The 24,341-nt window shown below is 64.7% G+C and carries 28 protein-coding genes; 12 read left to right on the top strand and 16 right to left on the bottom strand.

The annotated features are described in order from the left end of the window. The first annotated feature begins 1 nt into the window (after nt 1). Nucleotides 2–553 (top strand): YbjN domain-containing protein, encoded by a 552-nt coding sequence (locus DX923_RS11190; protein WP_116114948.1) that lies wholly within the window; start codon nt 2–4, stop codon nt 551–553. Next, nucleotides 550–1,293 carry a phosphoglyceromutase gene (locus tag DX923_RS11185; protein ID WP_116114946.1) on the top strand — a complete coding sequence of 248 codons (744 nt, stop codon included), beginning with the start codon at nt 550–552 and terminating at the stop codon, nt 1,291–1,293. Before DX923_RS11190 ends, DX923_RS11185 begins: the two co-directional genes overlap by 4 nt. A 102-nt stretch (nt 1,294–1,395) precedes the next feature. Here the strand turns inward: DX923_RS11185 and phoU are convergent, their stop codons facing one another. After that, entirely contained in the window at nt 1,396–2,085 is a 690-nt protein-coding gene (gene phoU, locus DX923_RS11180; protein WP_116114944.1) for a phosphate signaling complex protein PhoU, read from the bottom strand. 163 nt (nt 2,086–2,248) lie between these two features. Here phoU and DX923_RS11175 point away from each other — a divergent pair, with 163 nt between their 5' ends. Both DX923_RS11175 and DX923_RS11170 read left to right on the top strand, forming a co-directional pair. After that, nucleotides 2,249–3,511 (top strand): sensor histidine kinase, encoded by a 1,263-nt coding sequence (locus DX923_RS11175; protein WP_346218103.1) that lies wholly within the window; start codon nt 2,249–2,251, stop codon nt 3,509–3,511. A 4-nt stretch (nt 3,512–3,515) separates the two neighbouring features. Continuing rightward, nucleotides 3,516–4,208 (top strand): response regulator transcription factor, encoded by a 693-nt coding sequence (locus DX923_RS11170; RefSeq protein WP_116114940.1) that lies wholly within the window; start codon nt 3,516–3,518, stop codon nt 4,206–4,208. Between the two features lie 55 nt (nt 4,209–4,263). Here the strand turns inward: DX923_RS11170 and DX923_RS11165 are convergent, their stop codons facing one another. Continuing rightward, nucleotides 4,264–4,860: a glycoside hydrolase family 30 beta sandwich domain-containing protein gene (locus DX923_RS11165; protein WP_116114938.1), complete on the bottom strand. Its 597-nt coding sequence runs from the start codon at nt 4,858–4,860 to the stop codon at nt 4,264–4,266. A 306-nt stretch (nt 4,861–5,166) separates the two neighbouring features. On the opposite strand from DX923_RS11165, the gene DX923_RS11160 reads away from it, so the two are divergent. The 7 genes from DX923_RS11160 to rlmB all read left to right on the top strand — a co-directional run bounded on the left by DX923_RS11160 (nt 5,167) and on the right by rlmB (nt 10,955). Further along, a complete protein-coding gene (locus DX923_RS11160) occupies nt 5,167–5,649 on the top strand; it encodes a CarD family transcriptional regulator (RefSeq protein WP_006502582.1) in 483 nt (160 codons plus the stop codon). 17 nt (nt 5,650–5,666) lie between these two features. Further along, nucleotides 5,667–6,374, top strand: a complete 708-nt coding sequence (gene ispD / locus DX923_RS11155; protein WP_240322606.1) for a 2-C-methyl-D-erythritol 4-phosphate cytidylyltransferase — start codon at nt 5,667–5,669, stop codon at nt 6,372–6,374. Beyond that, nucleotides 6,352–6,882, top strand: a complete 531-nt coding sequence (gene ispF / locus DX923_RS11150) for a 2-C-methyl-D-erythritol 2,4-cyclodiphosphate synthase (RefSeq protein ID WP_116114934.1) — start codon at nt 6,352–6,354, stop codon at nt 6,880–6,882. Before ispD ends, ispF begins: the two co-directional genes overlap by 23 nt. Nucleotides 6,883–7,252: 370 nt before the next feature. Further along, the gene (locus tag DX923_RS11145) at nt 7,253–7,738 is read left to right on the top strand and encodes a hypothetical protein (protein WP_162872922.1); all 486 of its coding nucleotides are present in this window, start codon (nt 7,253–7,255) and stop codon (nt 7,736–7,738) included. Continuing rightward, nucleotides 7,735–8,439, top strand: coding sequence for a hypothetical protein (locus DX923_RS11140; RefSeq protein ID WP_116114930.1), 705 nt, complete (start codon nt 7,735–7,737; stop codon nt 8,437–8,439). The genes DX923_RS11145 and DX923_RS11140 overlap by 4 nt, the downstream gene beginning before the upstream one ends. Nucleotides 8,440–8,536: 97 nt before the next feature. Further along, complete coding sequence (gene cysS / locus DX923_RS11135; RefSeq protein ID WP_116114928.1) at nt 8,537–9,985, top strand: cysteine--tRNA ligase; 1,449 nt, start codon at nt 8,537–8,539, stop codon at nt 9,983–9,985. Nucleotide 9,986: 1 nt separating this feature from the next. Continuing rightward, nucleotides 9,987–10,955 carry a 23S rRNA (guanosine(2251)-2'-O)-methyltransferase RlmB gene (gene rlmB / locus DX923_RS11130; protein ID WP_116114926.1) on the top strand — a complete coding sequence of 323 codons (969 nt, stop codon included), beginning with the start codon at nt 9,987–9,989 and terminating at the stop codon, nt 10,953–10,955. A 46-nt stretch (nt 10,956–11,001) separates the two neighbouring features. Here the strand turns inward: rlmB and DX923_RS11125 are convergent, their stop codons facing one another. The 13 genes from DX923_RS11125 to DX923_RS11075 form a co-directional block, all read right to left on the bottom strand. Beyond that, nucleotides 11,002–11,592 (bottom strand): NAD(P)H-dependent oxidoreductase, encoded by a 591-nt coding sequence (locus tag DX923_RS11125; protein WP_116114924.1) that lies wholly within the window; start codon nt 11,590–11,592, stop codon nt 11,002–11,004. Further along, the gene (locus DX923_RS11120; protein WP_205413027.1) at nt 11,589–12,374 is read right to left on the bottom strand and encodes an ABC transporter permease; all 786 of its coding nucleotides are present in this window, start codon (nt 12,372–12,374) and stop codon (nt 11,589–11,591) included. Before DX923_RS11120 ends, DX923_RS11125 begins: the two co-directional genes overlap by 4 nt. After that, nucleotides 12,371–13,561: an ABC transporter substrate-binding protein gene (locus DX923_RS11115; RefSeq protein WP_162872921.1), complete on the bottom strand. Its 1,191-nt coding sequence runs from the start codon at nt 13,559–13,561 to the stop codon at nt 12,371–12,373. Before DX923_RS11115 ends, DX923_RS11120 begins: the two co-directional genes overlap by 4 nt. Next, nucleotides 13,554–14,288, bottom strand: coding sequence for an ATP-binding cassette domain-containing protein (locus DX923_RS11110; RefSeq protein WP_116114920.1), 735 nt, complete (start codon nt 14,286–14,288; stop codon nt 13,554–13,556). Before DX923_RS11110 ends, DX923_RS11115 begins: the two co-directional genes overlap by 8 nt. Then, a complete protein-coding gene (locus DX923_RS11105; protein WP_116114918.1) occupies nt 14,264–15,367 on the bottom strand; it encodes a hypothetical protein in 1,104 nt (367 codons plus the stop codon). Before DX923_RS11105 ends, DX923_RS11110 begins: the two co-directional genes overlap by 25 nt. Next, nucleotides 15,364–15,918 (bottom strand): DUF4242 domain-containing protein, encoded by a 555-nt coding sequence (locus DX923_RS11100; RefSeq protein WP_116114916.1) that lies wholly within the window; start codon nt 15,916–15,918, stop codon nt 15,364–15,366. Before DX923_RS11100 ends, DX923_RS11105 begins: the two co-directional genes overlap by 4 nt. A 211-nt stretch (nt 15,919–16,129) precedes the next feature. Then, nucleotides 16,130–16,252, bottom strand: coding sequence for a hypothetical protein (locus tag DX923_RS16950; RefSeq protein WP_275895831.1), 123 nt, complete (start codon nt 16,250–16,252; stop codon nt 16,130–16,132). A 184-nt stretch (nt 16,253–16,436) separates the two neighbouring features. Continuing rightward, a complete protein-coding gene (locus tag DX923_RS11095; RefSeq protein WP_116114914.1) occupies nt 16,437–17,684 on the bottom strand; it encodes a DUF4032 domain-containing protein in 1,248 nt (415 codons plus the stop codon). A 107-nt stretch (nt 17,685–17,791) separates the two neighbouring features. Next, the gene (locus DX923_RS11090; RefSeq protein WP_116114912.1) at nt 17,792–18,868 is read right to left on the bottom strand and encodes an ABC transporter ATP-binding protein; all 1,077 of its coding nucleotides are present in this window, start codon (nt 18,866–18,868) and stop codon (nt 17,792–17,794) included. A gap of 149 nt (nt 18,869–19,017) precedes the next feature. After that, complete coding sequence (locus DX923_RS11085) at nt 19,018–19,929, bottom strand: sugar ABC transporter permease (RefSeq protein ID WP_116114910.1); 912 nt, start codon at nt 19,927–19,929, stop codon at nt 19,018–19,020. Between the two features lies 1 nt (nt 19,930). Beyond that, complete coding sequence (locus DX923_RS11080; RefSeq protein WP_116114908.1) at nt 19,931–20,887, bottom strand: carbohydrate ABC transporter permease; 957 nt, start codon at nt 20,885–20,887, stop codon at nt 19,931–19,933. Beyond that, nucleotides 20,884–21,030 carry a hypothetical protein gene (locus DX923_RS16220; protein WP_162872920.1) on the bottom strand — a complete coding sequence of 49 codons (147 nt, stop codon included), beginning with the start codon at nt 21,028–21,030 and terminating at the stop codon, nt 20,884–20,886. The genes DX923_RS11080 and DX923_RS16220 overlap by 4 nt, the downstream gene beginning before the upstream one ends. After that, nucleotides 21,027–22,316: an extracellular solute-binding protein gene (locus DX923_RS11075; protein WP_116116292.1), complete on the bottom strand. Its 1,290-nt coding sequence runs from the start codon at nt 22,314–22,316 to the stop codon at nt 21,027–21,029. Before DX923_RS11075 ends, DX923_RS16220 begins: the two co-directional genes overlap by 4 nt. A gap of 174 nt (nt 22,317–22,490) precedes the next feature. Here DX923_RS11075 and DX923_RS11070 point away from each other — a divergent pair, with 174 nt between their 5' ends. Beyond that, nucleotides 22,491–23,558, top strand: a complete 1,068-nt coding sequence (locus DX923_RS11070; RefSeq protein ID WP_116114906.1) for a LacI family DNA-binding transcriptional regulator — start codon at nt 22,491–22,493, stop codon at nt 23,556–23,558. On the opposite strand, the gene otsB is transcribed toward DX923_RS11070, so the two are convergent. Continuing rightward, a complete protein-coding gene (otsB, locus tag DX923_RS11065) occupies nt 23,540–24,337 on the bottom strand; it encodes a trehalose-phosphatase (protein ID WP_240322605.1) in 798 nt (265 codons plus the stop codon). The two genes, DX923_RS11070 and otsB, sit on opposite strands and share 19 nt — an antisense overlap. Nucleotides 24,338–24,341 lie beyond the last annotated feature (4 nt).

Below are 24,341 nucleotides of genomic sequence, written 5' to 3'. Positions count from 1 at the left end.
GGTGGAGCAGACGCAGACCGTCGTGGAGAAGATCGTCCGCGATTTTGCCCAGGAGCAGGGCCTGGAGATCGAGGCAGGTTCTCGGCCGGGAGAACTGGTGGTGGTTCTCCCGGGTGATCAGAAGCTGCGGACGGTGTGTTCACTGGTGATCGGAACCTCGGACCTGTCCCTCTCGGCTTTTGTGATCCGTCACCCCGACGAGAACGAGGCCGGCTTCTTCCGGAATCTGCTGCGTCGTAATCTGCGGATGCCGGGGCTGGCTTATGCCGTGGACGTCCATGACGACGTCTACGTGGTGGGCCGCCTGCCGTTGGCCGCAGTGGACGGGCAGAGCATCGACCGTTTGTTCGGGGTGGTGCTGGAGGCCGCCGACGGCGCTTTCAACGATTTGCTGCTCGCCGGTTTCCGGACGTCGATGCGCAAGGAGTGGGCCTGGCGGGTCGACCGGGGGGAGTCGCTACGCAACCTGGAGGCCTTCCGGGATGCACTCACGGAGGGGAAGGACGGTGGTCCGGTTCCTTTCTCGGAGGGACCGAATAAACTGGGGTCATGACCTACACCCTCGTGTTGCTGCGCCATGGCGAGAGCCAGTGGAATGCCAAGAATCTGTTCACCGGCTGGGTGGACGTCGATCTGTCCGACAAGGGGCGCGCCGAAGCGGCCAAGGGTGGCGAGCTGCTCAAAGCCAAGGGTGTCCTGCCGGACATCGTGCACACCTCGGTGCTGCGGCGGGCGATCAACACGGCGAACACCGCCTTGGACGCGGCCGACCGCCACTGGATCCCGGTGAAGCGGAACTGGCGCCTGAACGAGCGCCACTATGGTGCGCTCCAGGGCAAGGACAAGAAGCAGACCCTGCAGGAGTTCGGCGAGGAGCAGTTCATGCTCTGGCGTCGTAGCTACGACACACCGCCGCCGCCGATCACTGCTGACGACGAGTTCAGCCAGGCCCATGACGCCCGCTACGCCGACATCGACGGGGTCAACCCGGAGACCGAGTGCCTGAAGGACGTCGTCGCACGTCTGGTGCCCTACTTCGAGAACGAGATCGTTCCCGACCTGAAGGCGGGCAAGGTCGTTCTGGTGACCGCGCACGGCAACAGCCTGCGCGCACTGGTGAAGCATCTCGACGGCATCTCCGACGAGGACATCGCCGCGCTGAACATCCCGACCTCCCAGCCGTTGGTGTACGAACTGGACGAGGACATGAAGCCGGTCACCAAGGGCGGCACCTACCTGGACCCAGAGGCTGCAGCCGCAGCAGCCCAGGCAGTGGCCAATCAAGGCCGCTGATTTTCGCCGACAAGAGGTAGGGGCCGGGTCTCTCGCGAGAGACCCGGCCCCTACCTCTGCCTCATGACTTCCCTGGGGACCCGATGTCGGCAGATGCCTTGTTCACTGGAGGCTCGGGGAGTCGGTCTCCGAAGCCGAGCGGCTTTCGACGGTCTGCCATTCCCCGGTGACCAAATAGGCCACTCGATGTGCCACGAGGACCGCGTGATCGGCGAAGCGCTCGTAGTAACGGGCGAGCAGGGTGATGTCGATGGCTTCTTCGATGCCGTACTGCCGACGTTCGTCGAGGAGCAGGGTGAAGACCTGCTTGTGGAGCGCATCCATCCGGTCGTCGGCGTGGACGAGCTGGGTGGCCCCTTGGGCGTCCTTACGCGAGATGATGGCGCCGGTCTGTGTCACGATCAACTTGGCGACGGTGTCCATCTCGACGATGATCGGCCGGATTTCGGCAGGGACCGCAGAATTGGGGAAACGAAGGCGCGCCACCTTGGCGATGTGCTTGGCGAGGTCACCCATCCGTTCCAGATCTGCGCCCATCTGCATGGCGGTGACGATCATCCGTAGATCGGTCGCGACAGGCTGTTGACGGGCGAGCAGGTCGATGGCTCGGTCATCGATCTGGACTCGAATGTCGTCGAGCCGTTGGTCAGCGGCGATGATCCCTTCAGCCAGGGTGATGTCGGCGTCGAGGAGTGCCGTGGTGGCGCGGCTCATCGCCGATCCGGCCAGTCGTGTCATCTCGACAAGCTGATCAGAGATCCAGTCGAGGTCCTCGTGGAATGCGTCGCGCATGGTCTCCTACTCCGACAGATGCTCTCAACGGGGTGCCTTGTGAGGTTTTCAGTTCAGGATGAACAGTTCCAGGCGCTCAAGTGAACAGTACGCGCCTGGAACGTGGCTCTGCCCGGCGAAGTCCAGCGGGACGCGCCGAATGCGTAACCTGCCTGTCGTGGAGATGACTGTGTGGCTGTGCCTGGCATTGCTGGGGGGGCTCGTGGCGGGGGCGATCATCGGCGCTCGTGTGGTTTCCGGACGGTGTGGAGGTGCTTCGGGTCAGTCCTCGGACGGCGCGGACCCTTCGACCTCAGGTGTGGCCGATGTCCTGCGCGTTCTTCGTAGCAGTGCGGTGGTCCTGGACGCGGGGGACGCCGTGGTCATCGCCAGCCCGGCAGCTCTGGCCCTGGGATTGATCCGTGGACGCGACCTGGCGCATGCCGAGCTGCGGGACCTGGTTCGGGCGGTTCGACGGGAGGGCGTGATCCGGGAATCCGCGCTGGAGCTTGCTCGGGGGCCGATGGGACAGGGCACCTTGTTGGTGCAGGCCCGCGTGGCACCTCTGAAGCAGGACCAGGTGCTCTTGTTGGTCGAGGATCACACTCAGGCACAGCGGGTGGAGACGGTCCGTCGTGATTTCGTGGCGAATGTGAGCCACGAGCTGAAGACACCGGTGGGAGGTATCTCCTTGTTGGCCGAAGCGGTGCTGGACGCTCGCGATGACGCCGAAGCGGTGAGCCGTTTCGCACGGCGAATTCAGGTGGAAAGTTCGCGCCTGAGCAGATTGGTTCAGGAAATCGTGGATCTGTCGCGTCTACAGGCCTCTGACTCCTTGTCCGATCCGGTGTTGGTGAATGTCGCTGTAGTGGCGAGAGAAGCGTCCGAACGCATCATGACATTGGCTGAGGCCAAACAGATGAATGTGGTGATTGCCAGTGATCCGGATGTATGGGTCTACGGAGATGCGCACATGTTGGGGACAGCGGTGGACAATCTGTTGACCAATGCGGTCAACTACTCGGGAAACAGCACTCGAGTGGCTTTAGGGGTGCGTCGTGTCGGAGCCGTGGTGGAGATCATGGTTTCGGATCAGGGGCAGGGGATTCCCGTCGCGGAGCAGGATCGGATCTTCGAACGTTTCTATCGCGTTGATCCTGCACGCTCCCGGGCTACGGGAGGTACTGGGCTCGGGTTGGCGATTGTGAAACATATCTGTACGAATCACGGCGGTGAAGTGAAGGTGTGGAGCGAAGAAGGCCGGGGATCGACGTTCACCATGCGTCTTCCGGCTGCGGCGCAGGGCGTGGGCGTCACCGGCTCCTCGGATGCCGGTGAGACGCCTTCGATGCAGGTGAACTCGCCGACGGATGGTGCATGCGCCCGGAGCGAGAACGAAGCTTTTATCCAGGACTCGAGCCGCTCCCCGCGGTCGGCAGAGAGGTGAGGAGATGACCAGGATCCTGGTGGTGGAGGACGAGATCTCGTTCTCCGACCCGTTGTCCTATCTCTTGAAGAAGGAGGGGTACGACGTCACGGTGGCCGAGACCGGGCCCGCTGCCCTGGAGGAGTTCGAGCGCAGTGGAGCTGATCTGGTTTTGCTGGATTTGATGCTCCCAGGGATCTCCGGGGTGGACGTCTGCCGCGCATTGCGCCAGCGGTCTTCGGTGCCGGTGATCATGCTCACGGCCAAGGACAGTGAGATCGACAAGGTCGTCGGCTTGGAGATCGGTGCAGACGACTATGTGACCAAGCCGTACAGCAGCAGGGAACTGCTGGCTCGGATCAAGGCGGTGATGCGTCGTCGGGCTGAGCCGGAGGAGCTCATGCCCAGTGCGATCGAGGTCGGCCCGGTCCGGATGGACGTGGAACGGCACATCGTCACGGTGCGAGGCGACCAGACCGCTCTGCCGTTGAAGGAATTCGAGCTGTTGGAGATTCTGCTCCGTAACTCGGGGCGTGTGCTCACCCGCATGCAGTTGATCGACCGGGTGTGGGGGAGCGACTACGTGGGGGATACCAAGACGCTCGACGTCCACATCAAACGGCTGCGAGCCAAGATCGAGGTCGACCCGAGTGCACCACGCCATATCGTCACGGTGCGCGGCCTGGGCTACAAGTTCGAGGAAGTGGGTCTGGGTTGACCCCGGCGTTTCGTGGATGGGGTAGTTCTATCTCGTCCACGAAACAGCTTCGGAGTCAGTGCTTGGCGGGTTCCCCGGTGGGAGCAGCGCTCGTCGTCGGCGCTCCCGAGGTGGGCGTAGCGGGAGCGGAAGGCGCGGTCGAGGCATTGCCGCTGGGCTTCAACGTGGCATAGGGGCCATCGGCATGGGGGAGCAGCACCGGGATGTTGACGGGGGTCGATCCGCCGCTCTCCGTGCTGAAGACCAGTGAAGTGAGTTCTCCGGGCGCGGCAGGCACCTTGTCGATCCGGACGGCTTTTCCGCCGTGACTGGTCTGGACGCTCTTGCCCGGAGGCACCTCGACGGAGGCTACGGACTGTTCGCCGACACGGATCTGGACGGTCTGCTTGTCGGTGCCCTGGTTGTCCAGGGTCACTGCGAGCGTTCCCGCGCTGTCCTTGGCTTCTGCGACGATGAGGGCGTTGAGGATCTTGACTGCGCCGATCTCGGCGGACTTGCCGTCGCCAGCGTCGTAGTGCAGCTGGGTGGTGATCGGCGAGGTCCACTGGCAACCGGAGAGACCCGACATGACGAGCAGGCCGACAGCGCCGACTGCAGCGATGCGGGGCGAGCGGCGGAGGGCAGTGTTGCGCGGGGTCCTAGGACGATTCACGCTGGTCAGCGTAACGGCGAGGACGGCCCGCCACCGGAGGGTGGGATCAGCTGGGTCGATGGGCGGTCGGGCGACGCGACAGGCGGTCGGCGGGGGCGTGCCGGCAGGCCGGGACGACGGGCCTCCTGGCGGTGGAATGCAAGAAAACTTCTTGCGCGCGTGGCACGTGTCGAGGCTCACTGTCAAAGGGTGTTCGTAGGCACCTCTTCGAAGCTTGGCGCACTGACCAGCGCAAATAACGCGCGAGGGTTACAGGGGGGAAGTCGGGCGTGATATCCTGAAGGCCGCGAAAGGGGAACCGAACACATGGCCTTCAATGTCGGCGAGACGGTTGTGTACCCGCATCACGGTGCGGCGTTGATCGAGCAGATCAAGACGCGCACTATCCGAGGCGAGGAGAAACTTTATCTGGTGCTGAAGGTGGCTCAGGGTGACCTGACCATCGAAGTGCCAGCCGACAACTGTGAAGACATCGGAGTGCGCGATGTGGTCGGGCAGGAAGGGTTGGACCGAGTGTTCGCCGTCCTGCGCGCTTCGCACACCGAAGAGCCGACCAACTGGTCGCGCCGGTACAAGGCCAATCTCGAGAAGCTGGCCTCCGGGGATGTCATCAAGGTTGCCGAAGTCGTCCGTGATCTGTGGCGCAGAGAGAAGGGCCGCGGCCTTTCTGCAGGTGAAAAGCGTATGTTGGCCAAGGCCCGTCAGATCCTGGTCTCGGAGCTCGCGCTGGCCGAGAAGACCGACGAGGTGAAAGCAGAGTCCATGCTTGACGAGGTGCTCGCCTCCTGAACATCGCTGTCGTCCTCGTGGCGGCCGGTTCCGGCAGCCGTCTCGGACATGACCTTCCGAAGGCTTTTGTCCCGCTGGTCGATCGTCCCCTGCTTCGTCATGCGCTGGACCAGGTTTTTTCCTGCCCAGACATCGACAATGTAGTGCTGGTCGCTCCGTCGGCACACCTCTCGGAAGCGCAAGCGCTGCTTCTGGGCGATGAAGTCGATCGGGTCGTCGTCGTCCCCGGCGGCGCAGAACGAACCCAGTCGGTGCTGCAGGGGCTGTCCGCGGTCGGAGAAGAAACCGCTTTCGTCCTGGTGCACGACGCCGCGCGTTGCCTGGCTCCTGCTTCCCTGTTCACCAGGGTGATCCAGGCGCTGCATGCGGGCCGAAGTGCAGTGATACCAGGGGTTCCGGTCGTCGACACCGTGAAGCAGGTAGACGACGAAGGCCTGGTGACCGGCACTCCTGAACGGTCCGTCCTCAGGGCTATCCAGACTCCTCAGGGTTTTGCCCGAGAGGTGCTGGCCGATGCGCATCGGCGTGCGGTCGAGTCCGGTCAGATGGCCACCGACGACGCTGCCCTCGTGGAGTCCTGTGGGGTTCCGGTGGCGGTGGTACCGGGTGATCCTGCGGCGGCGAAGATCACCACCCCGGACGATCTGGCCTTTTTCGAATACCGGCTGACCATGGCGAACGGCCGGGACCTAGGCTTGGGGCATGACCCCCGATCCTGCAGCTGAGCCCACTCAGCTTCCCTCGCCGATCCTGTTGCCGCGGGTCGGAGTAGGCGTCGACGTTCACGCTTTTGCCGAAGCTGGGTCGAACCGTCCGCTGATGGTGGCAGGTCTGCACTGGCCTGGTGAACAGGGACTGGAAGGGCACTCCGACGCCGATGTGGCAGCACATGCCGCCTGTGACGCACTCTTCTCCGCAGCCGGCATCGGCGATCTGGGTGCACACTTCGGTACTTCGCGGCCCGAGCTTTCCGGCGCATCAGGGATGACTCTGCTTGCTGAAGCTGCTCGTCTGGTGCGTGAAGCCGGTTTTCACATCGGTAACGTGGCGGTCCAGGTCGTCGGCAACCGACCCAAGATCGGCAAGCGTCGTTCCGAGGCCGAGGACATGATGTCCCGGGCTTGTGGAGCGCCGGTGAGCATCAGCGGCACCACGACCGACGGCCTGGGACTCACCGGTCGCGCAGAGGGGGTCGCAGCGATCGCCACTGCTTTGGTGATCACTGTCGGATGACGTGGAAGTAGCTACAGCTACAGAGAAAACCAATGCATGTAACACATCTGTCACTGATGTAACTGTTAAATGGCAGAACTGTTTTCTTTGGCCGGCTGCCTGCGTGGCTGTCCCCATTGATAGCCTTTCGTCCGGATAAAGAACGCTGGTGATGGGGTAGACATCATCTGGTGTCCTCATCATCTGGAGTGCTACCTTCTAATCCGCGCACTAAGAGTTAAGTTGCCCTAAACTCAGAACTCCGCCTGCGGTGCTGATAAATCTCCATCTCCTTCTACAGAAATGATGGAAACAAGCGCTTCGACGGCCGACTCCCGCTGCCCCGACAGGGGTAGACCCATGTCGTGAGAAGACGGGTAACGCTGACTGTGTGGAGTGGATGATCATCGGAGAACTACGACGCTGTCGAGGCTTGGCCGAGGTCGACGCGGAAGTCCCCGCGACCTGGCAGTGCGCCGAACCACACCCGGACGGGGCCGAGGGCGTCGACCTCCTGCTCATCAGACCCGGCAGCCGCTGGGGGCGTGTGCCTCGTCTCCAGGTCATCTTCGAAGAAGAACCCGGACACATAGACCAAGCAGCTCACCGGATCTGGGAAGGTCTTCGCGAACGCTGCCCCCACTCCCTCTTGGCGAGTCAGGACATCTGGCCGCACCCGTACTGGGGCGAAGGACGCCTCGTCCAGACCGCCCGGGTAGAAGCCGGTATCGCCGTTGCCCACGATTGCTACATCTTCGTGGACGGCGTCCGGACCATCCGGGTGGAGATCGAATGCGCACTGGCTGACCTACTGTCCGTGGAAGAAGAGGTGGCTGACATCGTGTCCCATGTACGACCCAAGGCCGACCCCCGATGAGCTGGAAGTGCACCGCGGCGACCCCCGCCGCCCGCGTCAGCAGAAGAACGGCCGATGCCCTCCGCGGACTCGGCGGGCTCACTACGCTGCCCGACCATGACCAGACCTTCCTCCACGAGCGAGGGCTCCTGGAAGCCGACGGACGCCCCACCGCTGCGGGCCAACTCCTCCGCCACGACCTGCACAGCTCCTCGGTCGTCCTGCTCTACGCCGTCGACACCGAGGGGGTGCACCGAGCACGCCTCCACGTCGGGCGGCGACGGCTGCTCTACGTCGGGGGCCCAGGCCCCGAACATACGCCGGACACGGCCGACATCCTGATCTACCCCGCCGACGCAGTGCCCATCGTCCTGGCCAGATGGGGAGGATTGCATCCGAGCGAGGAGACCACCGACGAACAGTACGGACCGATCTGCGCCAGCGACTTCTGGCAACTGCTCACGACCGCCGACCCTGGGCCACTGCTAGCCCTCGACAGTGCGCAGGAAGAGCTGTGGAACGCACCCTGGCGGATATGGGGAGTACAGAGCGACCCCCACGGCGTCTCGCTGGCCTATCTCGACGTCGAAGGACGTGGAACCTACGCAATCCGACACGACGCAGGCCAGGTGACCATCCGTGGACGGCACAGCTCCTTGCTCTGGGGAGACCTGCTGGCCACCTCCACCGCTATCCGTGGACGCCGCGGGTGCGACTGGTGACCGCGGCCCACCAACAAGGCCGCCCCACGAAGATCGACCCCGATGCCCTGCAACCGGAGAGGAACCGGGCCCCGAGCGCCCGGTAACCTTGCTTCTCGTGAGCCTGCATATCTACGACACCTCTGCACGTGAACTGCGCGAATTCGTCCCGCTGGAACCCGGCCGCGTCGGAATGTACATCTGTGGACTCACGACCCAAGGCACCCCACACATCGGTCACCTCAGATTCGCCGTCTCCTTCGACATCCTCCGCCGCTGGCTGACCGTCGGACACGACTACGAGGTCACTCTCGTCCGCAATGTCACCGACATCGACGACAAGATCCTGCGCAAGTCCGCCGACAACAACTCCCCCTGGTGGTCCTGGAGCTACCGCCACGAGCGGGAAACCTCTCACGCACTGGACACCCTCGGCGTCCTCCCCGCCACCTATGAACCCCGCGCCACCGGGCACATCCCCGAAATGCTCGAACTGATGGACACCCTCGTCGAACGAGGACACGCCTACCCGGCCCCCGACGGCAGCGGCGACGTCTACTTCGACGTGCGCAGCTGGCCGCAGTACGGCGAACTCACCCACCAAGGCATCGACGACATGGAAGCCGCCGGCGACGCCGACCCCCGCGGCAAACGCGACCCCCGCGACTTCGCGCTCTGGAAAGGCCACAAGGACGGCGAACCACTCACCGCGAGCTGGCCCACCCGATACGGACGAGGCCGCCCCGGATGGCACCTGGAATGCTCGGGAATGGCCCGCAAATACCTGGGAGACACCTTCGACATCCACGGCGGCGGAGTCGACCTACGCTTCCCCCACCACGAGAACGAGCAAGCCCAGTCCCGTGCCGCCGGTTGCGGATTCGCCCAGTACTGGATGCACAACGGATGGCTCACCGTCCAAGGCGAGAAGATGAGCAAATCCCTGGGCAACGGGATGACTGTCTCCGAGATCACCAAGATCGCCCGTCCCTTGGCCGTCCGCTACTACATCGGCTCCTCGCATTACCGATCGACCCTCGAGTACCACGAAGGCAGCCTCGCCGAAGCCGAATCCGCCGTCGACCGGATCGAAGGCTTCCTCCGCCGGACCCAGGCCACCTGGAAGCCTGACACCCATCGCACCGACCTGCCTGAAGCCTTCCGCGCCGCCATGGACGACGACCTGGGCGTCTCCGGGGCGCTCGCGGTCATCCACGACACCGTACGGGCCGGGAACACTGCACTGGACGAGGGCGACCCGGAAGCAGCACGAGCTGCCGCCGACGCGGTGCAGGCCATGACCTCCGTCCTCGGGGTCAACCCGCTGGACCCGACCTGGTCCCAAGGAGCCGTCTCCACGGAGGACTCCGCCTACGCCGCGCTGGACGCGCTCATCACACAACGGCTCGAAGAGCGTACGGTAGCTCGGAAGGCTCGCGATTTCGCCACTGCAGACGCGATCCGTGATCAGTTGACCGAGGTCGGGATCACGGTCGAGGACACCCCCTCCGGGGCTCGCTGGTCGCTGGCACGTCGTAGCGACACAGAACAGAACTCGAAGGACTGACATGGCCGGTAACTCGCGCCGCCAAGGCGCCATCCGTAAAGCGGGAAGCAAGAAGGGAGCCACCGTCGGATCCGGTGGCAACCGCCGCCGTGGGCTGGAGGGCAAAGGCCCCACTCCCAAGGCCGAGGACCGCCCCTACCACAAGGCCTACAAAGCGGCCCAGCGTGCGACGACCCAGGGGACACGACGCACGACGACCGGGACCCAGCAACGGCCTGCTCGTCGTACCAAAGGGTCGACCGAGATGGTCGCCGGGCGTAACTCCGTCGTGGAGGCACTGCGTGCTCAGGTCCCGGTCACCACGATGTATGTCGCTTCGCGGATCGACAGCGACGACCGGGTCAAAGAAGCACTCAAGCTGGCTCACGAGCGAGGGCTGCCTGTTCTGGAGACCCCCCGCACCGAATTGGACCGGCTCACCGACGGTGCCATCCACCAGGGGCTGGCCCTACAGATTCCGCCTTACTCCTACGCGGATCCGCGCGACCTCATGGACATGGAGATGCCGGGCGCCCCGCTGATCGTGGCGCTCGACGGAATCACCGATCCCCGCAACCTGGGAGCCATCATCCGGTCCGTGGCGGCCTTCGGCGGGCATGGAGTGGTCGTCCCCGAGCGCAGATCCGCAGGGATGACCGCGTCAGCCTGGAAGACCTCGGCCGGTGCCGCCGCCCGGATCCCGGTCGCCCAGGCAGGGAACCTCACGCGGGCGTTGGAGGGCTACCGCAAGGCAGGCTTCTTCGTCATCGGCCTCGACATGGAGGGCGAGGTCGAACTCCCCGACCTGCAGCTGACCGATGTGCCCTTGGTGATCGTGGTCGGCTCAGAGGGCAAGGGCCTGTCACGGCTCGTGCGGGAGACCTGCGACCAGGTCGTGTCCATTCCGATCTCCGCGATCGAATCGCTGAACGCAGGGATCGCAGCCGGAGTGGCGTTGTACGCGGTGGCCTGTCGCCGTGCCGGGCGCTGACCGGACGAGTCTCTCGATCTCCTTCCTCGGTCTTCGGGGTCTCTGGTCAGGCGACCGTCTCGACGGTGGCCTGACCAGAGCTGGCCGTGAGAGCTGCGGCTTCACCCGCTGCACGTCGGATCCGGTGGCTGATCTCGGGCCGAGGCATTCCGTGAGGGAGCCAGTCACCGCGGTGGACATCGACCACGGTCGGTACGACCAACGCCCGTAAGGTCGACAGATACGGTCGCACCACCAGGTCGGAGACCATCCCCTGCCGCGGCGAGCCACCAGAGGTGCCCGACACCGTCGGTACTCCGGCGATCGTGCCCCGCGGCAACTGATCGAAGAAGGCTTTGAAGAGCGCGCTGTAGGACGCATTGTGCACGGGGGAGACCGCGACCAGTACGTCGGCTTGAGCGAGTGAATCGATCAGCGGAAACAACCGACGATCCGGTGTGCAGGAGAGCAGCCCGGCTGCGACGGCCGGTCCGTGTTCGGCCAGCGACCAGAAATCCTCTTCGTCGATCTCATCAGACCTCTGACCTGTTCGGAATTCGCTCAGCGACCGGAGTACCTCGGAGCCAAGACACGTGGCCAGCCGGTCTGTCAGGCATCCGGGGCGAGTTCCTGCGGAGACCACGACGACCCGTGTCATCGGACAGCCACCCGACCGGTGGTTGCCCTGACCGTCCGCTCCCCGGCCCGCTCACGAGGAGTTCGTAGAAGCCACCTGGCGAGGACATCGATCACATAACCCAAGGTGCCGATGACCAGGATCAATGCCGTGATGTGGTGATAAGCCAGCTGATCCTTGGCGTTGAGAACGGCATACCCCAGACCGGAGGTGACTCCGAGCATCTCAGCGGGGACCAGGACTACCCAGGCGATTCCGACCGATGCCCGGATTCCTCCCAGAAGACGTGGTTGCAGGGTCGGCCAGGTCACCGACCGCCAGAGCTCCCAGCGGTCGGCTCCGAAGCTACGTGCCACCAGGAGATGTTCCGGGTCCACGGAGCGCACCCCGTCGGAGGCTGCGGCCAGGACCGGCCAGATGGCGGTGGCCGCGACCAAGGCGATCACCGGTGGGTCACCGACTCCGAGTACCCCGACCGCGACCGGCGCCCATGACAGGGGGGAAACCATCCGTAGGAAGAGCAGCACCGGACGGCTGGACTCTTCTGCTGCCGACGAGGTGCCGACAGCGACACCGATGAGTGTCCCGGTCGCCGTGGCGAGGACCAATCCGGTGAGCAGCCGGAAGATGCTGGAAGCGGCGTCGTCGAATAGAGACATGCCCCAGAGCTCTTGCACTCCGACGAAGGTGCGGGCCGGGGTGATCCGGGACAAGGTTGGGTCGTCCGGGACAGCTGCGGTCAGGGCCCACCACAGCAGGACGGCGAGGCAGAGCCCCCCGACGGGGCGGGTCGCTCGAGTCATGGCCGGATCTCCTCGGTGCGGTGCAGGACGGCGTCGATTCGTCCGGACAAGGCCGTCCTGATGAACCGGTCGTCGACGAGCCGGTGGTGAACGCTCTGCGGGTCGATCGCGGACAGGAAACCGGTCGGGGCATCGACCAGGGAAGAACGCATCAGTTCTACGAGAGCGCTGGTGGCTGAGGGGAAGGGGAAAAGCCCGGTGCCGAAATGCTCGCCCCGCCACTCCGGGTGATGGACGAGTGTGTTCCCGGCAGCCTGCTCACGGGTGTGTACAGCTCTGACGATCTCGGTTCGATGGGGAAGGTAGGGGGAGGCATGGGCTGTCAGCAGGTCCGCCGCGGTGGAGCGGTGGGTGTCCAGCCAATGGCTGGCGGCGGCGATGGCATCGACTGCGGCCTGGACCATTTCGGGGTGCTCGTCGATCAACCGGTCATGTACGACCACGGCGCAGCAACCGTGATCGTGCCAGATGTCTCCGAGGAAACGCAGGATGTGGCCGCTGCCTCGTGCGGCAGCCATCGTGGTGAAGGGGTCGGCGACCACGAAGCCAGCGATGTGCCCGGCCGCCAGCGCGGAGAGCATTTCTGCGGGGGGCATGACGACGAGTTCGACGTCGCCGTCGCCTCTGCGGATCTTCGGGACCATCCCTTCTGCACGCAGTACGGCTTGGGCGAGAAGGTTGTGCACCGACCACCAGGCCGGGACCGCGATCCGGCTTCCGGCCAGGTCGCGAACTGCTCGGATCTGAGGAGCGACGGTCAGCGCGGAGCCGTTCGTATGGGCCCAGGAGACGACCTTCACCGGTAACCCGTGTTCCATCCGCAGCTGTAGTGCCGTCGGCAGGAGGAGATGCGCGAGGTCGATCTGACCGGTGACGAGGGCTTGGGCGAGGGATTCCCAACTGCGGAAGAGTCGGGGCCGGGCTGATGGAAGTCCAGCTCTGGCAAACTCGCCGAGTTCGTGTGCGAGGAGCACCGAGGAGGCATCGGTGATCGGTAGGTATCCGGCCCGTAGCGTCCTTCTCGGCCTCGTCGGATCAGGCTCTGTTCCGGTCAGGCCTGTCGCCTCTGCGGAACCACTGCCTACCGCTCGGCCAGCACCTCTGACCGCGAATCCGGCGATGGCTCCTGCCGACAGGATCCGTCCGGATGAGGTCAGGAAGGACCTGCGGGAGAAGGAGTCAGCCACGATCGGCCCCTACCGTGGCGAAGTCGATCCGGTCGTAGGCAGCCCGTACCTGTTCGCCGAGTTTTCCTCGGTCCGAACCGTCCGGAGACGGCTGCCAGGAGTGAGTGATCCGCCCGCCCGGCCCCACCTGGTGGATCAGGTCGCCGAGGTGCAGAGCTTCATCGACATCGTGGGTGACCAGAATCGTCGTCATGTCATGCCTGGCCACGAAGCCTCGTAGCCAGTTCTGGATCTCTGCTCGGGTCGACGGGTCGGCAGCCGACAGCGGTTCGTCCAGGAGGAGCAGCTCAGGACGGACGACGAGGGCGCGAGCCAGTGCGACCCGTTGGGCCTGGCCACCGGAGAGTTGATCCGGATAGCGATCCCGGAGGTCTGATAGCCCGAAGACCCGGACGAGTTCGTCGACGAGCGTATGGTCATGATGTCGACGGTGAACGGTGTACGAACTCCCGATCTCGATGTTCTCCGCCACGGTCGCCCAGGGGAAAAGCGCTGGTGACTGTCGAGCGGCACCACGGCGGGGTTCTCCGCAGGGGTACCTCAGCGTCCCCTTGTCCGGGGAGAGCGTTCCGTCGAGGAGACGCAGGATCGTGGATTTTCCGACTCCGCTGTGACCCAGGAGGGCCACGGTTCTGCCTTGAGGGACGGTCAACGACATGTCGACGAGGACGGGGTACCCGCCTCGGCTGAGATGGACGCCGCTCAGCTCGACGAGGACAGTTCCCATCTCAGTTGTCCTTCGCTCGGTGATTGGACGGGGAAGAAGGCCGCTTCCCGGAAGCGTCGGGCCGGCCCACTCAGGGCGTGGTAGCCGCCGCCACCGGCGAGTGTCAGCTCGAGGCGGGTGATCTCGCCGACGAGGAGTGACGTCTCCAGCCGGGTCCGAAGCAGGTCGTGCAGTGGGGCGCGGGCCGGCCTCTGGGCAGATTCCCACCAGGCGTTCTCGAGGTCTTTGAAATGTGTCGTCCTGGCCTGCAGCAAAGGCTCCAAGGAGGCATTCCCCGGGCGGTCGATGAAGGTGGCGCTGCTCGCCAAGGATTTACGAGCCAGTCCGACAGCCAGGGAAGTCTGTGCGATCAGGAAGGTCGGCCGGAAACCGGCGGCGAAGGAACGGAGATCATGGGAGATGACGGCGTCCGGGGAGACCGATGCCGCATCGAGGACGATTCCCCCGGAGGCCGTGGCGTCCAGCGCCAGCAGACCGGTGACCGGGTGGATATGCACCCCAGGATCGTCGCGTCCGATGCGGACCACGAGCTGTCGGCCGTCGTCCAGCTGTACCGGTAGGACGATGATTGCTCCGGGGACGAGATTGGAAGCCCAGTGGATCCGGCCGTGAAGGGTGAGTGAGCCGTCGGGCCGGAGGTTTCCGTTGACGGTGAGCTCTCCTGCGCCGACGAGGGTTTTCATCCCGGCAGCCATCGCGGTGGATCCCACGGCCTGGCCGTGGCGGAGTTCCGAGAGCAGCTGCCAGTTCTGTGCGTTGTCGGGGGCACGGGACAGGTAGTCGATGACCATCTGATGTGCCCACACCGCGAAGGCACTGGTCAGGCAGTCTTCGGCGATCCTCGACAGGAGATGTGCGGTGGAGCTCAGAGAGCTGTCTGGTGTGGCGGAGTCGCCTTCGTCGGGGGCGAGCATGCCCTGCGCGGCGAGTTCGGTGAGAAACCGGCGAGGATCTTCCAGGGAGCGGTCGATCGGTTCGGCTCGGGTCTGGAGCAGGGGGAGTAGGGGCGACAACCGGGTGTCGATGTCTTCTCGGAGGTCGTGGCCTGCGGCCGGGGGGTGACGGATGGCGGTGGTCATCGCACATCCTTCAAGCTCAGCAGGGTGTGCAGCCGATCGATCGGGGTGCTGACGACCTCGCGGGCCCGGATCACGGTGTCCACGTCGGGTGCATCGTAGAGGCAGAGGCACTTCTCCATGTCTTCCCGGACGTAGGTGCGCAGGAAGGAGACTTCGGGGACCTCGGCATATTTCGGGGATTTCTCCTTCTTGCGCGCCAGGTAGGTGGGCATGTCCAGGCCTGCGGGCAGATCCCATTCGACGAGGTAGCCGGCTGGGGGCCGAGTGGCTTTGATCTCTTCGAGGTCGGCACCGACCAGTCGGACGGGCGCAGGCTCGTGGATCTCATCGGCTTCGGGAAGGGCTTTGGCCGTGATGGCGGCGAGCAGGTCCAGGGCGTTGGTGGTTTCCACGATGACGAAGACACGTTCGCCGTCTCCGGCGACCTGGGCTTCGATGATCTCGGCCCCGCTTGGCGCGATCGCGGCCGAGAGGGCGTCGATCAGGGTGAGTGCGTTCTGACGGCCGGGGTGGGTGGGGACGGCTTCGACGAGGTGGAGGGTCGAGGACATGGTGGATCTCCTGGTGTCGGTGGCTGTACTCAGGTCGGCCGACGGGGTGAAGGGTCGGCGGACACCTGGTCAAGGTGTGACGGGGATGCGAGGGGGCATGCCGCTCGGTGGAGGCTCGTCTGGCGTCGTCAAGAGGCCGGGCGACCTTCTGCTGTTGAGCGATATGTCCCGGGGGCGATATTCGCGCTTGCCCGGTCTCAGGTCAGGGTGCTCAGTGGCTGGGACAGACGGCGCCGCACCACTGGAAGGTGTCCATCCAGACGCGTCGGACGGCCAGGAATCCGGGCACGCTGAGGGCGTGTCGGCTCCGGGTGGCCCGGCGGGGGCTGGTCATGGACTGCTGTCCTCTCCGGTGGCGGCGTGGGCAGAGTGGGGCGATGGCGCTGCGGTGCGATCGAGAGGCCGTTGCTGAGGGGCAGCCCCACCCAATGCGTCAGGTTTTCTTATGAGAAAGATAAGATGACATTATTAATCATGTCAAGTGTTCTCCCGTCAAGGATTTCCGCGCCGCTCCGGGATCAGTCGTCGAAAGTGGCCACCACGGGAGTCTCCACCGTGTCCACTCCCACGATGGCCTCCTCGTCCCGTTTCTTGGGCAGGACCGTGTTCAGGTAATCGACGAAAGCCCACAGCGTGGTGACATCGTGCCCTGCCCGCTCCGACATGTACCAACGATGCTCGAGCACCTCGTGGAAGACCTCGGCGGGCTCCAGCTTGGCCTGGAGGTCCGGGGGAATATTCGACACGATCGGCTCGTACACCCGAGCCATCCAGTCGTGAGCGACCAGCTCCTCGTTGTCGCCCTGTCTGTCCTCGCTCACCCGGTAGCTGTCGAGATCGTTCAGCAGACGCCGCGCCTGGTTCTCCTGAACGTCCAAGCCGGTGAGCCGCATTAGCCGTCGACAATGGTGGCCGGCGTCCACCACCTTGGGCTGGATCTGGATGGTGGTGTCATCCGGGCTGGTCGACAAGGACAGCTCGTCGACGTCGAAACCGAGCTTGTTGAGCCGACGGATCCGTTCGTCCATCCGCCACCGCTCGCCAGGCTCGAGGGTCTCGATCCCGGTGAGTTCTTCCCAGAGCTGTTCGTAACGATGCACGACCCGGTCCGACATCGCGATCGGATCCAGGTCTTCAAGGTTGCAACCCAGGGCTTCCAGATCCATGAATTCGCCGGCGATGTTCACCCGGGCGATGTCCAGATCATGGGCGCGTTGCCCATCGCTCAACGACGGCAGCAACTGCCCGGTCTCCGCATCGACCAGGTAGGCGGAGAACGACCCGGCGTCACGCCGGAACAACGTATTCGACAACGAGACGTCGCCCCACCAGAAACCGCCCAGGTGCAGACGTACCAGCAGCACCGCCAGCGCATCCAGCAGTCGACGGGTCGTGTCCGGTTGGACCCGCTGGCTGAAGAGGGCCCGATAGGGCAGGGCGAACTTCAAATGCCGGGTGAGCAGGCAGGCATCCAGGGGTTCCCCGTCAGGTGTGCAGCGGCCGCTGATGACACCGAAGGGCTTGACCGTGGGCTGTTCCAGGCGGCGCAGCGAACGCAGCATGTGATATTCACGCCGGGCGATGTCCTCCTTGATCTCCTTGACCGCGAGCACCCGGCCGGAGACTTTCACGAAACGCACCACGTGCCGGGAGATCCCCCGGGGCAGATTGGCCATGTACGGCCCGCGCCATTCCTCCAAGGGGCTCGACCAAGGAAGGTCGAGCAGGGCCGGATCAGGGCGGGCGGCAGTGATCTGCAGAGGCACAGAACCATGCTCGCACGGCGCGCACCGGTCCGGACAGCGAGGGCGGGGCACCGTTGTCGCACGACGCCCCGCCCTCGAGTCCGCTGCCGACAGGTCGGCGGCGATGCTCAGCTGCCCAGGCGCGCCCCGGTGGTCGCGTCGAAGCAGTGCACATGTTCGGGCTTGGGCATCAAGTGGATCTTCGTGCCCTTCTCCGGGGGGACCCGACCATCGACCCGCACCACGATCGGCTTGTCCGTGGGATCGGCGCCTTCTCGGGAACCGTAGACATAGGCATCGGCGCCCAGCTCTTCGACGACCTCGACGGTCACCGGAAGACCAGAATCGGCGATCTCCAGGTCCTCGGGACGGACTCCGAGGGTGATCCGGCCGGAGGACGGCGCGGACGGCCCGAGATCGACCGCGAGCGTTGCGCTGCCGAAGCGTACGCCGTCACCGGCGACGTCCATGTCGAACAAGTTCATCGCCGGAGAGCCGATGAACCCGGCGACGAAGACATTGTTCGGGTGGTCGTACATCTGCCGTGGGCTGTCGCACTGCTGCAGGATGCCGTCCTTGAGCACGGCGACCCGGTCACCCATCGTCATGGCCTCGACCTGGTCGTGGGTGACATAGACCGTCGTGATGCCCAAGCGCCGCTGCAAGGAGGCGATCTGGGTTCGGGTCTGTACCCGTAGCTTCGCGTCCAGGTTGGACAGGGGCTCGTCCATCAGGAAGACCTTGGGCTCCCGGACGATGGCTCGTCCCATGGCGACCCGCTGGCGCTGACCGCCGGAGAGAGCCTTGGGTTTGCGCTCCAAGTATTCGGTGAGGTCGAGGATCTTCGCGGCCTCTTCGACGCGCTTGCGGATCTCGGCCTTGTCCACGCCGGCGATCTTCAGGGCGAAGCCCATGTTGTCGGCCACGGACATGTGCGGGTACAGGGCGTAGTTCTGGAAGACCATGGCCACATCGCGATCCTTGGGGGACAGCTCGGTGACATCACGGTCGTCGATGTAGATACGGCCGGAGTTGACCTCTTCGAGGCCGGCCAACATGCGGAGGCTGGTGGATTTTCCACATCCGGAAGGGCCGACGAGAACCAGGAATTCACCATCGGCGATATCGAGGTCGAGGGCGTCCACGCTGGGCTTGTCATTCCCCGGGTAGGTCCGGGTGGCTTGTTCGAAACGTACGGTGGCCATGACGACGTTGTCTTTCCTTTCACCGGCAGGAACGTGCCGGACGATCCGTTGTAAAAGGCTGGCTCCGACCCGGATGGGCCGGACAGTGTTGCAGCATTGCGGTCTTCACCCTACCGGTAGCCGCAGGTCAGCCTGTTTTGTCGGTTTTCTCACCCCTTGGTGGAGCCAGCAGTCAGACCGGCCACGAGATGGCGTTGGGCGAAGAAGAAGACGATCGCGGCCGGGATCGTGATCAGTACAGCAGCCGAGGCCAACAGATCCCAGTGGGGTAGGGCAGGAGCTTGGGGGACGAACACCTGCATGCCGTAGGCAAGCGTGAACCGGTCGTCGGTGTTGATGAAGGCGCTGGCGTAGGCGACCTCGCCCCACGCGGTGAGGAAGGTGTAGAAGGCTGTCACGGCCAAGCCCGGCCTGGCCAGCGGCAGGATCACCCGCCAGAAGGTGCCGAAGGGGCTCAGCCCGTCCACTTGGGCGGCCTCGTCCAATTCGGTCGGGATCGAGTCGAAGTACCCCTTGAGCATCCAGGTGCAGAAGGGCACGGCGATCGTGCAGTAGGCCAGGATCAAGGAGAGATGGGTGTTGATCAGGCCCAGCGTGCTCATGATCGTGTAGATCGGCACGATCAGGATCGAGACGGGGAACATCTGGGTGATCAGGAAGGTCCACATCAACGGACGTTTCCCCGGGAAGTTGAACCGGGAGATGGCATAGCCGGCCGTCGCTGACATCGTGATCCCGAAGAGCATGGTGAACAAGGCCACCACGAGGGAATTGCCGAACCAGCTCAAGAAATTCGTGGAGAAAAGCAGCTTGTGGTAGTTCTCCAGGGTCGGAGCGACCAGGATCGAGGTCGACGACACCTTGTTCGCCGGGCGGAAGGATGCCAGGGCGATCCACAGGATGGGGAAGACCGCGATCGAGGTCGCGAGGACGAGGGTCGTGTGCAGCGCGATCGAGGCAGGCACGGAACGAACCGGCCTGTCCCGACGGTCGGTAGCAGCCGGGACGGCTGGGGCCTGACCAACGGCGGGGGAGACGGACGGGGCCTGGGAATGGCTCATGTCACCACACCTCTCCCTGCTTGCGCAGTACACGGCGGTACACCATCGAGTAGACGATGAGGATGGACAGGATCACGACCCCGTAGGCCGCGGAGAATCCGTAGTTCCGGACACCTTCAAAGGCTGCCCGGTAGGCGCCGGTGACCAGGATCTCGGTTCCCCCGGAGGGGCCGCCGCGGCTGACCAGGAAGATGATCGGGAACATGTTGAAGGTCCAGATGGTGCCCAGGAGGATCACCGAGTTGGACACCGGGCGCAGCCCCGGCAGGGTGACGTGGAGGAAACGTTGCCAGGGGGAGGCTCCGTCCATCTCGGCGGCTTCGTGCAGTTCGGCGGGGATGGACTGCAGGCCGCCGAGCAAGGCCACCATCATGAAGGGCACCCCCAGCCAGACGTTGACCACGATGACGGCCAGGAGCGCTTTGGGCGTGCTGTCGAAGAAGTCGATGCTCTGCCCGCCCAGCCCGCGGATGAGCGCATTCACGATCCCGGCATCCCGGTCGTAGATGAATTTCCAGCCGAAAGCGGAGACGAAGGCCGGGATGGCCCAGGGCAGGATGAGCAGCACACGGTAGACGCTGCGGAAACGCATCTCCCGGTTCAGCAGGATGGCCAGCCCCAGACCCAACGTGTAATGCAGGAAGACGCAGGTTGCCGTCCAGATCAGGGTGATGAGCAGTTGGTGCCAGAATTCACCGACGCGGCCGGTCAGCAGATCGGTGTAGTTCTGCAGTCCGACGAATCGCGCCTGATTGGGGTTGGGTTCACAGTTCTGGCCTCCACCGAGGGTCTTCTGACAGATCTCGGCGGCTTGATTGGCCTCGGTGAGATTGGTGAAGGACTGAGCGATGCCCTGGATCAGCGGATAGCCGATGAGGACGGTGAGCACGATCACCACAGGGGCGACAAAAGCCCATGCATACCAATGTTTTTCCCAGAGGGTCCGGAGCTTGTTCATCGCGGGTTCCCGGCGGGTCGGCCCGGAAGGGGGACAGCGTGGACCTGCATGTGCTGCGTCTCCTGACGGCGGTCTTCTTCGGTGGTCGGAGAGCGTCCGCCGACCAGTCCGTAGAACCGGTCGGCGGACGCCCGGTCGGTCATTCGGCGGCGTAGTCCTTGACGATCTCGGCCTTGTACTTCTGGGCTAGCTCGGTCATCGCCGTCTTCGGGTCGGCGGAGTTCACCACCACGGAGGTGATGGTCTTGTCCATCGGGGTGAACAGCTGGCCCGCTTCGGGGATCCAGGCGCGCGCCCTGGCGGCGTCCATGGCGGGCTGGAACTGCTTGACCACGGGGTTGGTCACCTTGGTGTAGGCCGACTTGCGGGTGGGGAGGACGCCGATCTTGTCGGCGATCTTGGCCTGGGTCTCGGTGGAGGTCATGAATTCGACGAAGGCGATGGCGGCTTTCGCCTTGTCCTCGCTCATGCCGGACCAGACGACGTAGTCGTGGCCGCCGATGGGCCCGGCTGCCTGCTTGCTCCCGGCGGGGACGGGGGCGATGCCGAGGTTGTCGATCCCGCCGAAGGTGTCGGCCTTCTTGATGCCGGCGATTTCCCAGGGGCCTTGGACGATCATGCCGACGGTGCCGCCGTTGAAGGCGTCGGTCATGGCTTTGTAGGCCTCGGAGGCCGGGGGTTTGACGAACCCGGGGGAGCCCATGAGCTCCTGCATCTTGGCGACACCGGCCACGGACTCGGTGGAGTTCGCGGTGATCTTCTTGGCGCTGGTGTCGAGGAGGTCGCCGCCCTCGCCGTAGATGAAGGGCAGGGTGTAGTAGCCGACCGGGTTGAGATAGGCGCCGTCCTTGCCGGTCTTGGTCTTGACGGTGGCGGCGGCGGTCTTCATCTCCTCCCAGGTCTTGGGGGCTTCGACCCCGGCTTCCTGAAGGAGCTTCTTGTTGTAGAAGAGGGCGAGGGTGTCGGTGACCTGGGGGACGCCGTAGGTGCCATTGTTCCACTGGGTGGATCCTCGGGCGGCCTCGAGGAAGTCGCCGGTGTCCTTGTCGAGGGCGGTTCCGTTGAGTTTGTAGAGATATCCGAGAGAAGCGAGTTCGGGGACCCAGGCCACGTCGGAACGGAAGATGTCCGGTGCTCCGGATTTGGCGGCGGCAGCGGTCTTGAACTTGTTCTGTGCTTCGGCGAAGGGCACGGACTGGTAATTGATCTTGACGTTCGGGTATTTCTTCTGGAATTCGTCGATCAACTCTTTGTAGGCCGGTCCCTCATTGGTGGCGTCGGAGGTATCCCACCAGGTCAGTTCGCCTTTGATGTCACCGGCTTTCGCTGAGGAGCCGGAACCTCCGGAACCGGAGTTGCCGCCGCCGCAGGCCGTGACGGCGATGAGCGTGGTGGTGAGCATGGCGGTGACCAGAATGCTGCGACGCATGTCCTTGGCTCCTCGTTGATCAGATCGGGCTCCGATGCCCGCGTCGCCAGTCAGATTACGAGCCTGCAAGAAATTGCACAAGAACTTGCAATGATCTTGCAGGGAATATCGGTCATGGGTCATGCTGCTCAGGTGCTCGTGGCCCGACATGAGCCTGCCTGTAGGAGCTCAACTATGCGTGCACCCCGCCTCGCCGATGTGGCAGAACGCGCCGGAGTCTCTGAAGCGACCGTCAGCCGCGTCCTGAACGGCAAACCCGGTGTCGCCGAGAGCACCCGTACCGCAGTGCTCGCCGCCGTCGACATGCTGGGCTACGACCGACCGGCCAAACTACGCAGAGCCAGCGCAGGCCTGGTCGGCCTGATCGTCCCAGAGCTGGTCAATCCGGTCTTTCCCGGGTTCGTCCAGGTCATCGAAGGAGCCCTGGCCGCCCACGCCTTCACCCCGATCCTGTGCACCCAGACCCCCGGCGGGATCGCCGAGGACGATTACGTGCAAATGATGTGCGAGCGGGGTGTCTCCGGCATCATCTTCATCTCGGGTCTGCACGCCGACACCACCGCAGATCTCGACCGGTACCGCGAACTCCGCGCCCGCGGGCTGCCTTTCGTCCTGGTCAACGGGTATCGGGAGCATGTCGACGCGGCTTGCATCAGCTGTGACGACGTGGCCGCGATGCACCGTGCCGTCACCCACCTGACCGCCCAGGGCCACCGCCGGATCGGCCTGGCGACCGGACAGGAACGCTTCGTCCCCGTGCAGCGATCCGTCACCGGCTTCCGCCAAGCGATGGCGCAGCTGGCCGGGATCAACGAGGTCGACCGGTTGATCGCCACCACCTGGTACACGGTCGAAGGCGGAGCCGAAGCCGCCGCCCGCCTCGTCGACCAGGAATGCACCGCACTGATCTGCGGCAGCGACATCATGGCCCTGGGCGCCATTCAGGAGATCCGTCGCCGAGGCCTCGAGGTCCCCGGCGACATCTCCGTCATCGGGCACGACGATTCCCCGTTGATCGCGTTCACCGACCCACCGCTGAGCACGCTGCGACAGGATGTTGACGCGATGGGACGGGCTGCGGTCAGCGCACTGCTCGGCGAGATCAACGGTCATCCCGCTCCCCGGGCCGACCTCGTCTTCCACGCAGAACTCGTGGAACGAGGGTCGACCGCTGCCGCAAGAATGTCACCGCATGCGACAGCAGCCTCACCCGAGAACGGAACTCAGCCGGTCTGCTCCTGAACGGAACGTCTGGCGGTCACGAATTCCTGTAGAACGGCGACCGCGCCGGCGACATCGGGTACCCGGGCACAGGCTGCCGTCGAACCCGGGCCGACCTTCACGGTCAGATCGCCGGCCGAGGGCCGCAAGGCTTCGAAGGCCCGCTCGTCGGTGACATCGTCACCCAGGAAAAGGGTGGCTTCCGAACCTGTCTCCTGCGCCAAGGACACCAGCGCACTGCCCTTGTCCGCCTGGAGGACACCGATCTCGAAGACGTCCTTGCCGTGGAGTCCGTGCGTTCCGGGGAAAAGCGATTGCACCTGCGCCGCAGCGGCCAATGCCTGCGAGTTCTCCGGCTCGGACATCCCCCGCGTGTGCAGCACCACAGCAGCGGGTTTGCCCTCGACCCGGCTTCCCTCGTGGAGGGAACAGACCTCGCGCAGGGCTCGGTCGACCTCGGCCAGGAGCGACCGCTGCGCCCCGGTCAACTCCCCGGAGCCGGGATGTCTGGTCGACTGGGCGCCGTGGGTGCCGATGAAGACGACCCGAGGGTCGTCGCCGATCCCGGAGAGCTGCTGCAGGACGGCGAGCTCCCTGCCGGACACCAGCGCGACCGTCGTCCCGGGCAGCGCGGCGGCCGCCTGCAGGGCCTCGATCCCCTCGCTGGCGGGCTTCACCCGCATGGGGTCGTCCTCGAAAGGCGCCAGGGTGCCGTCGAAATCGGTGGCCAGCAACACCTTTCTGGCAGCGGCCAGCCTGCGGACATGGTCGGTCAACGCCGAGGGTAGCGAAGAGCACACAGCC

Source organism: Austwickia chelonae (assembly GCF_003391095.1).
Taxonomy (GTDB): Bacteria; Actinomycetota; Actinomycetes; order Actinomycetales; family Dermatophilaceae; genus Austwickia; species Austwickia chelonae_A.
This window is presented reverse-complemented; position numbering and strand designations above follow the sequence as displayed.

What these genes read in the sequence shown, in the direction of transcription:
- DX923_RS11185 (WP_116114946.1), top strand. Translation starts at nt 550, where the DNA reads ATGACCTACACCCTCGTGTTGCTGCGCCATGGCGAGAGCCAGTGGAAT.
- phoU (WP_116114944.1), bottom strand. Translation starts at nt 2,085, where the DNA reads ATGCGCGACGCATTCCACGAGGACCTCGACTGGATCTCTGATCAGCTT.
- DX923_RS11175 (WP_346218103.1), top strand. Translation starts at nt 2,249, where the DNA reads ATGACTGTGTGGCTGTGCCTGGCATTGCTGGGGGGGCTCGTGGCGGGG.
- DX923_RS11170 (WP_116114940.1), top strand. Translation starts at nt 3,516, where the DNA reads ATGACCAGGATCCTGGTGGTGGAGGACGAGATCTCGTTCTCCGACCCG.
- DX923_RS11160 (WP_006502582.1), top strand. Translation starts at nt 5,167, where the DNA reads ATGGCCTTCAATGTCGGCGAGACGGTTGTGTACCCGCATCACGGTGCG.
- ispF (WP_116114934.1), top strand. Translation starts at nt 6,352, where the DNA reads ATGACCCCCGATCCTGCAGCTGAGCCCACTCAGCTTCCCTCGCCGATC.
- DX923_RS11140 (WP_116114930.1), top strand. Translation starts at nt 7,735, where the DNA reads ATGAGCTGGAAGTGCACCGCGGCGACCCCCGCCGCCCGCGTCAGCAGA.
- rlmB (WP_116114926.1), top strand. Translation starts at nt 9,987, where the DNA reads ATGGCCGGTAACTCGCGCCGCCAAGGCGCCATCCGTAAAGCGGGAAGC.
- DX923_RS11125 (WP_116114924.1), bottom strand. Translation starts at nt 11,592, where the DNA reads ATGACACGGGTCGTCGTGGTCTCCGCAGGAACTCGCCCCGGATGCCTG.
- DX923_RS11120 (WP_205413027.1), bottom strand. Translation starts at nt 12,374, where the DNA reads ATGACTCGAGCGACCCGCCCCGTCGGGGGGCTCTGCCTCGCCGTCCTG.
- DX923_RS11110 (WP_116114920.1), bottom strand. Translation starts at nt 14,288, where the DNA reads ATGGGAACTGTCCTCGTCGAGCTGAGCGGCGTCCATCTCAGCCGAGGC.
- DX923_RS11105 (WP_116114918.1), bottom strand. Translation starts at nt 15,367, where the DNA reads ATGACCACCGCCATCCGTCACCCCCCGGCCGCAGGCCACGACCTCCGA.
- DX923_RS11100 (WP_116114916.1), bottom strand. Translation starts at nt 15,918, where the DNA reads ATGTCCTCGACCCTCCACCTCGTCGAAGCCGTCCCCACCCACCCCGGC.
- DX923_RS16950 (WP_275895831.1), bottom strand. Translation starts at nt 16,252, where the DNA reads ATGACCAGCCCCCGCCGGGCCACCCGGAGCCGACACGCCCTCAGCGTG.
- DX923_RS11090 (WP_116114912.1), bottom strand. Translation starts at nt 18,868, where the DNA reads ATGGCCACCGTACGTTTCGAACAAGCCACCCGGACCTACCCGGGGAAT.
- DX923_RS11085 (WP_116114910.1), bottom strand. Translation starts at nt 19,929, where the DNA reads ATGAGCCATTCCCAGGCCCCGTCCGTCTCCCCCGCCGTTGGTCAGGCC.
- DX923_RS11080 (WP_116114908.1), bottom strand. Translation starts at nt 20,887, where the DNA reads ATGAACAAGCTCCGGACCCTCTGGGAAAAACATTGGTATGCATGGGCT.
- DX923_RS16220 (WP_162872920.1), bottom strand. Translation starts at nt 21,030, where the DNA reads ATGACCGACCGGGCGTCCGCCGACCGGTTCTACGGACTGGTCGGCGGA.
- DX923_RS11075 (WP_116116292.1), bottom strand. Translation starts at nt 22,316, where the DNA reads ATGCGTCGCAGCATTCTGGTCACCGCCATGCTCACCACCACGCTCATC.
- DX923_RS11070 (WP_116114906.1), top strand. Translation starts at nt 22,491, where the DNA reads ATGCGTGCACCCCGCCTCGCCGATGTGGCAGAACGCGCCGGAGTCTCT.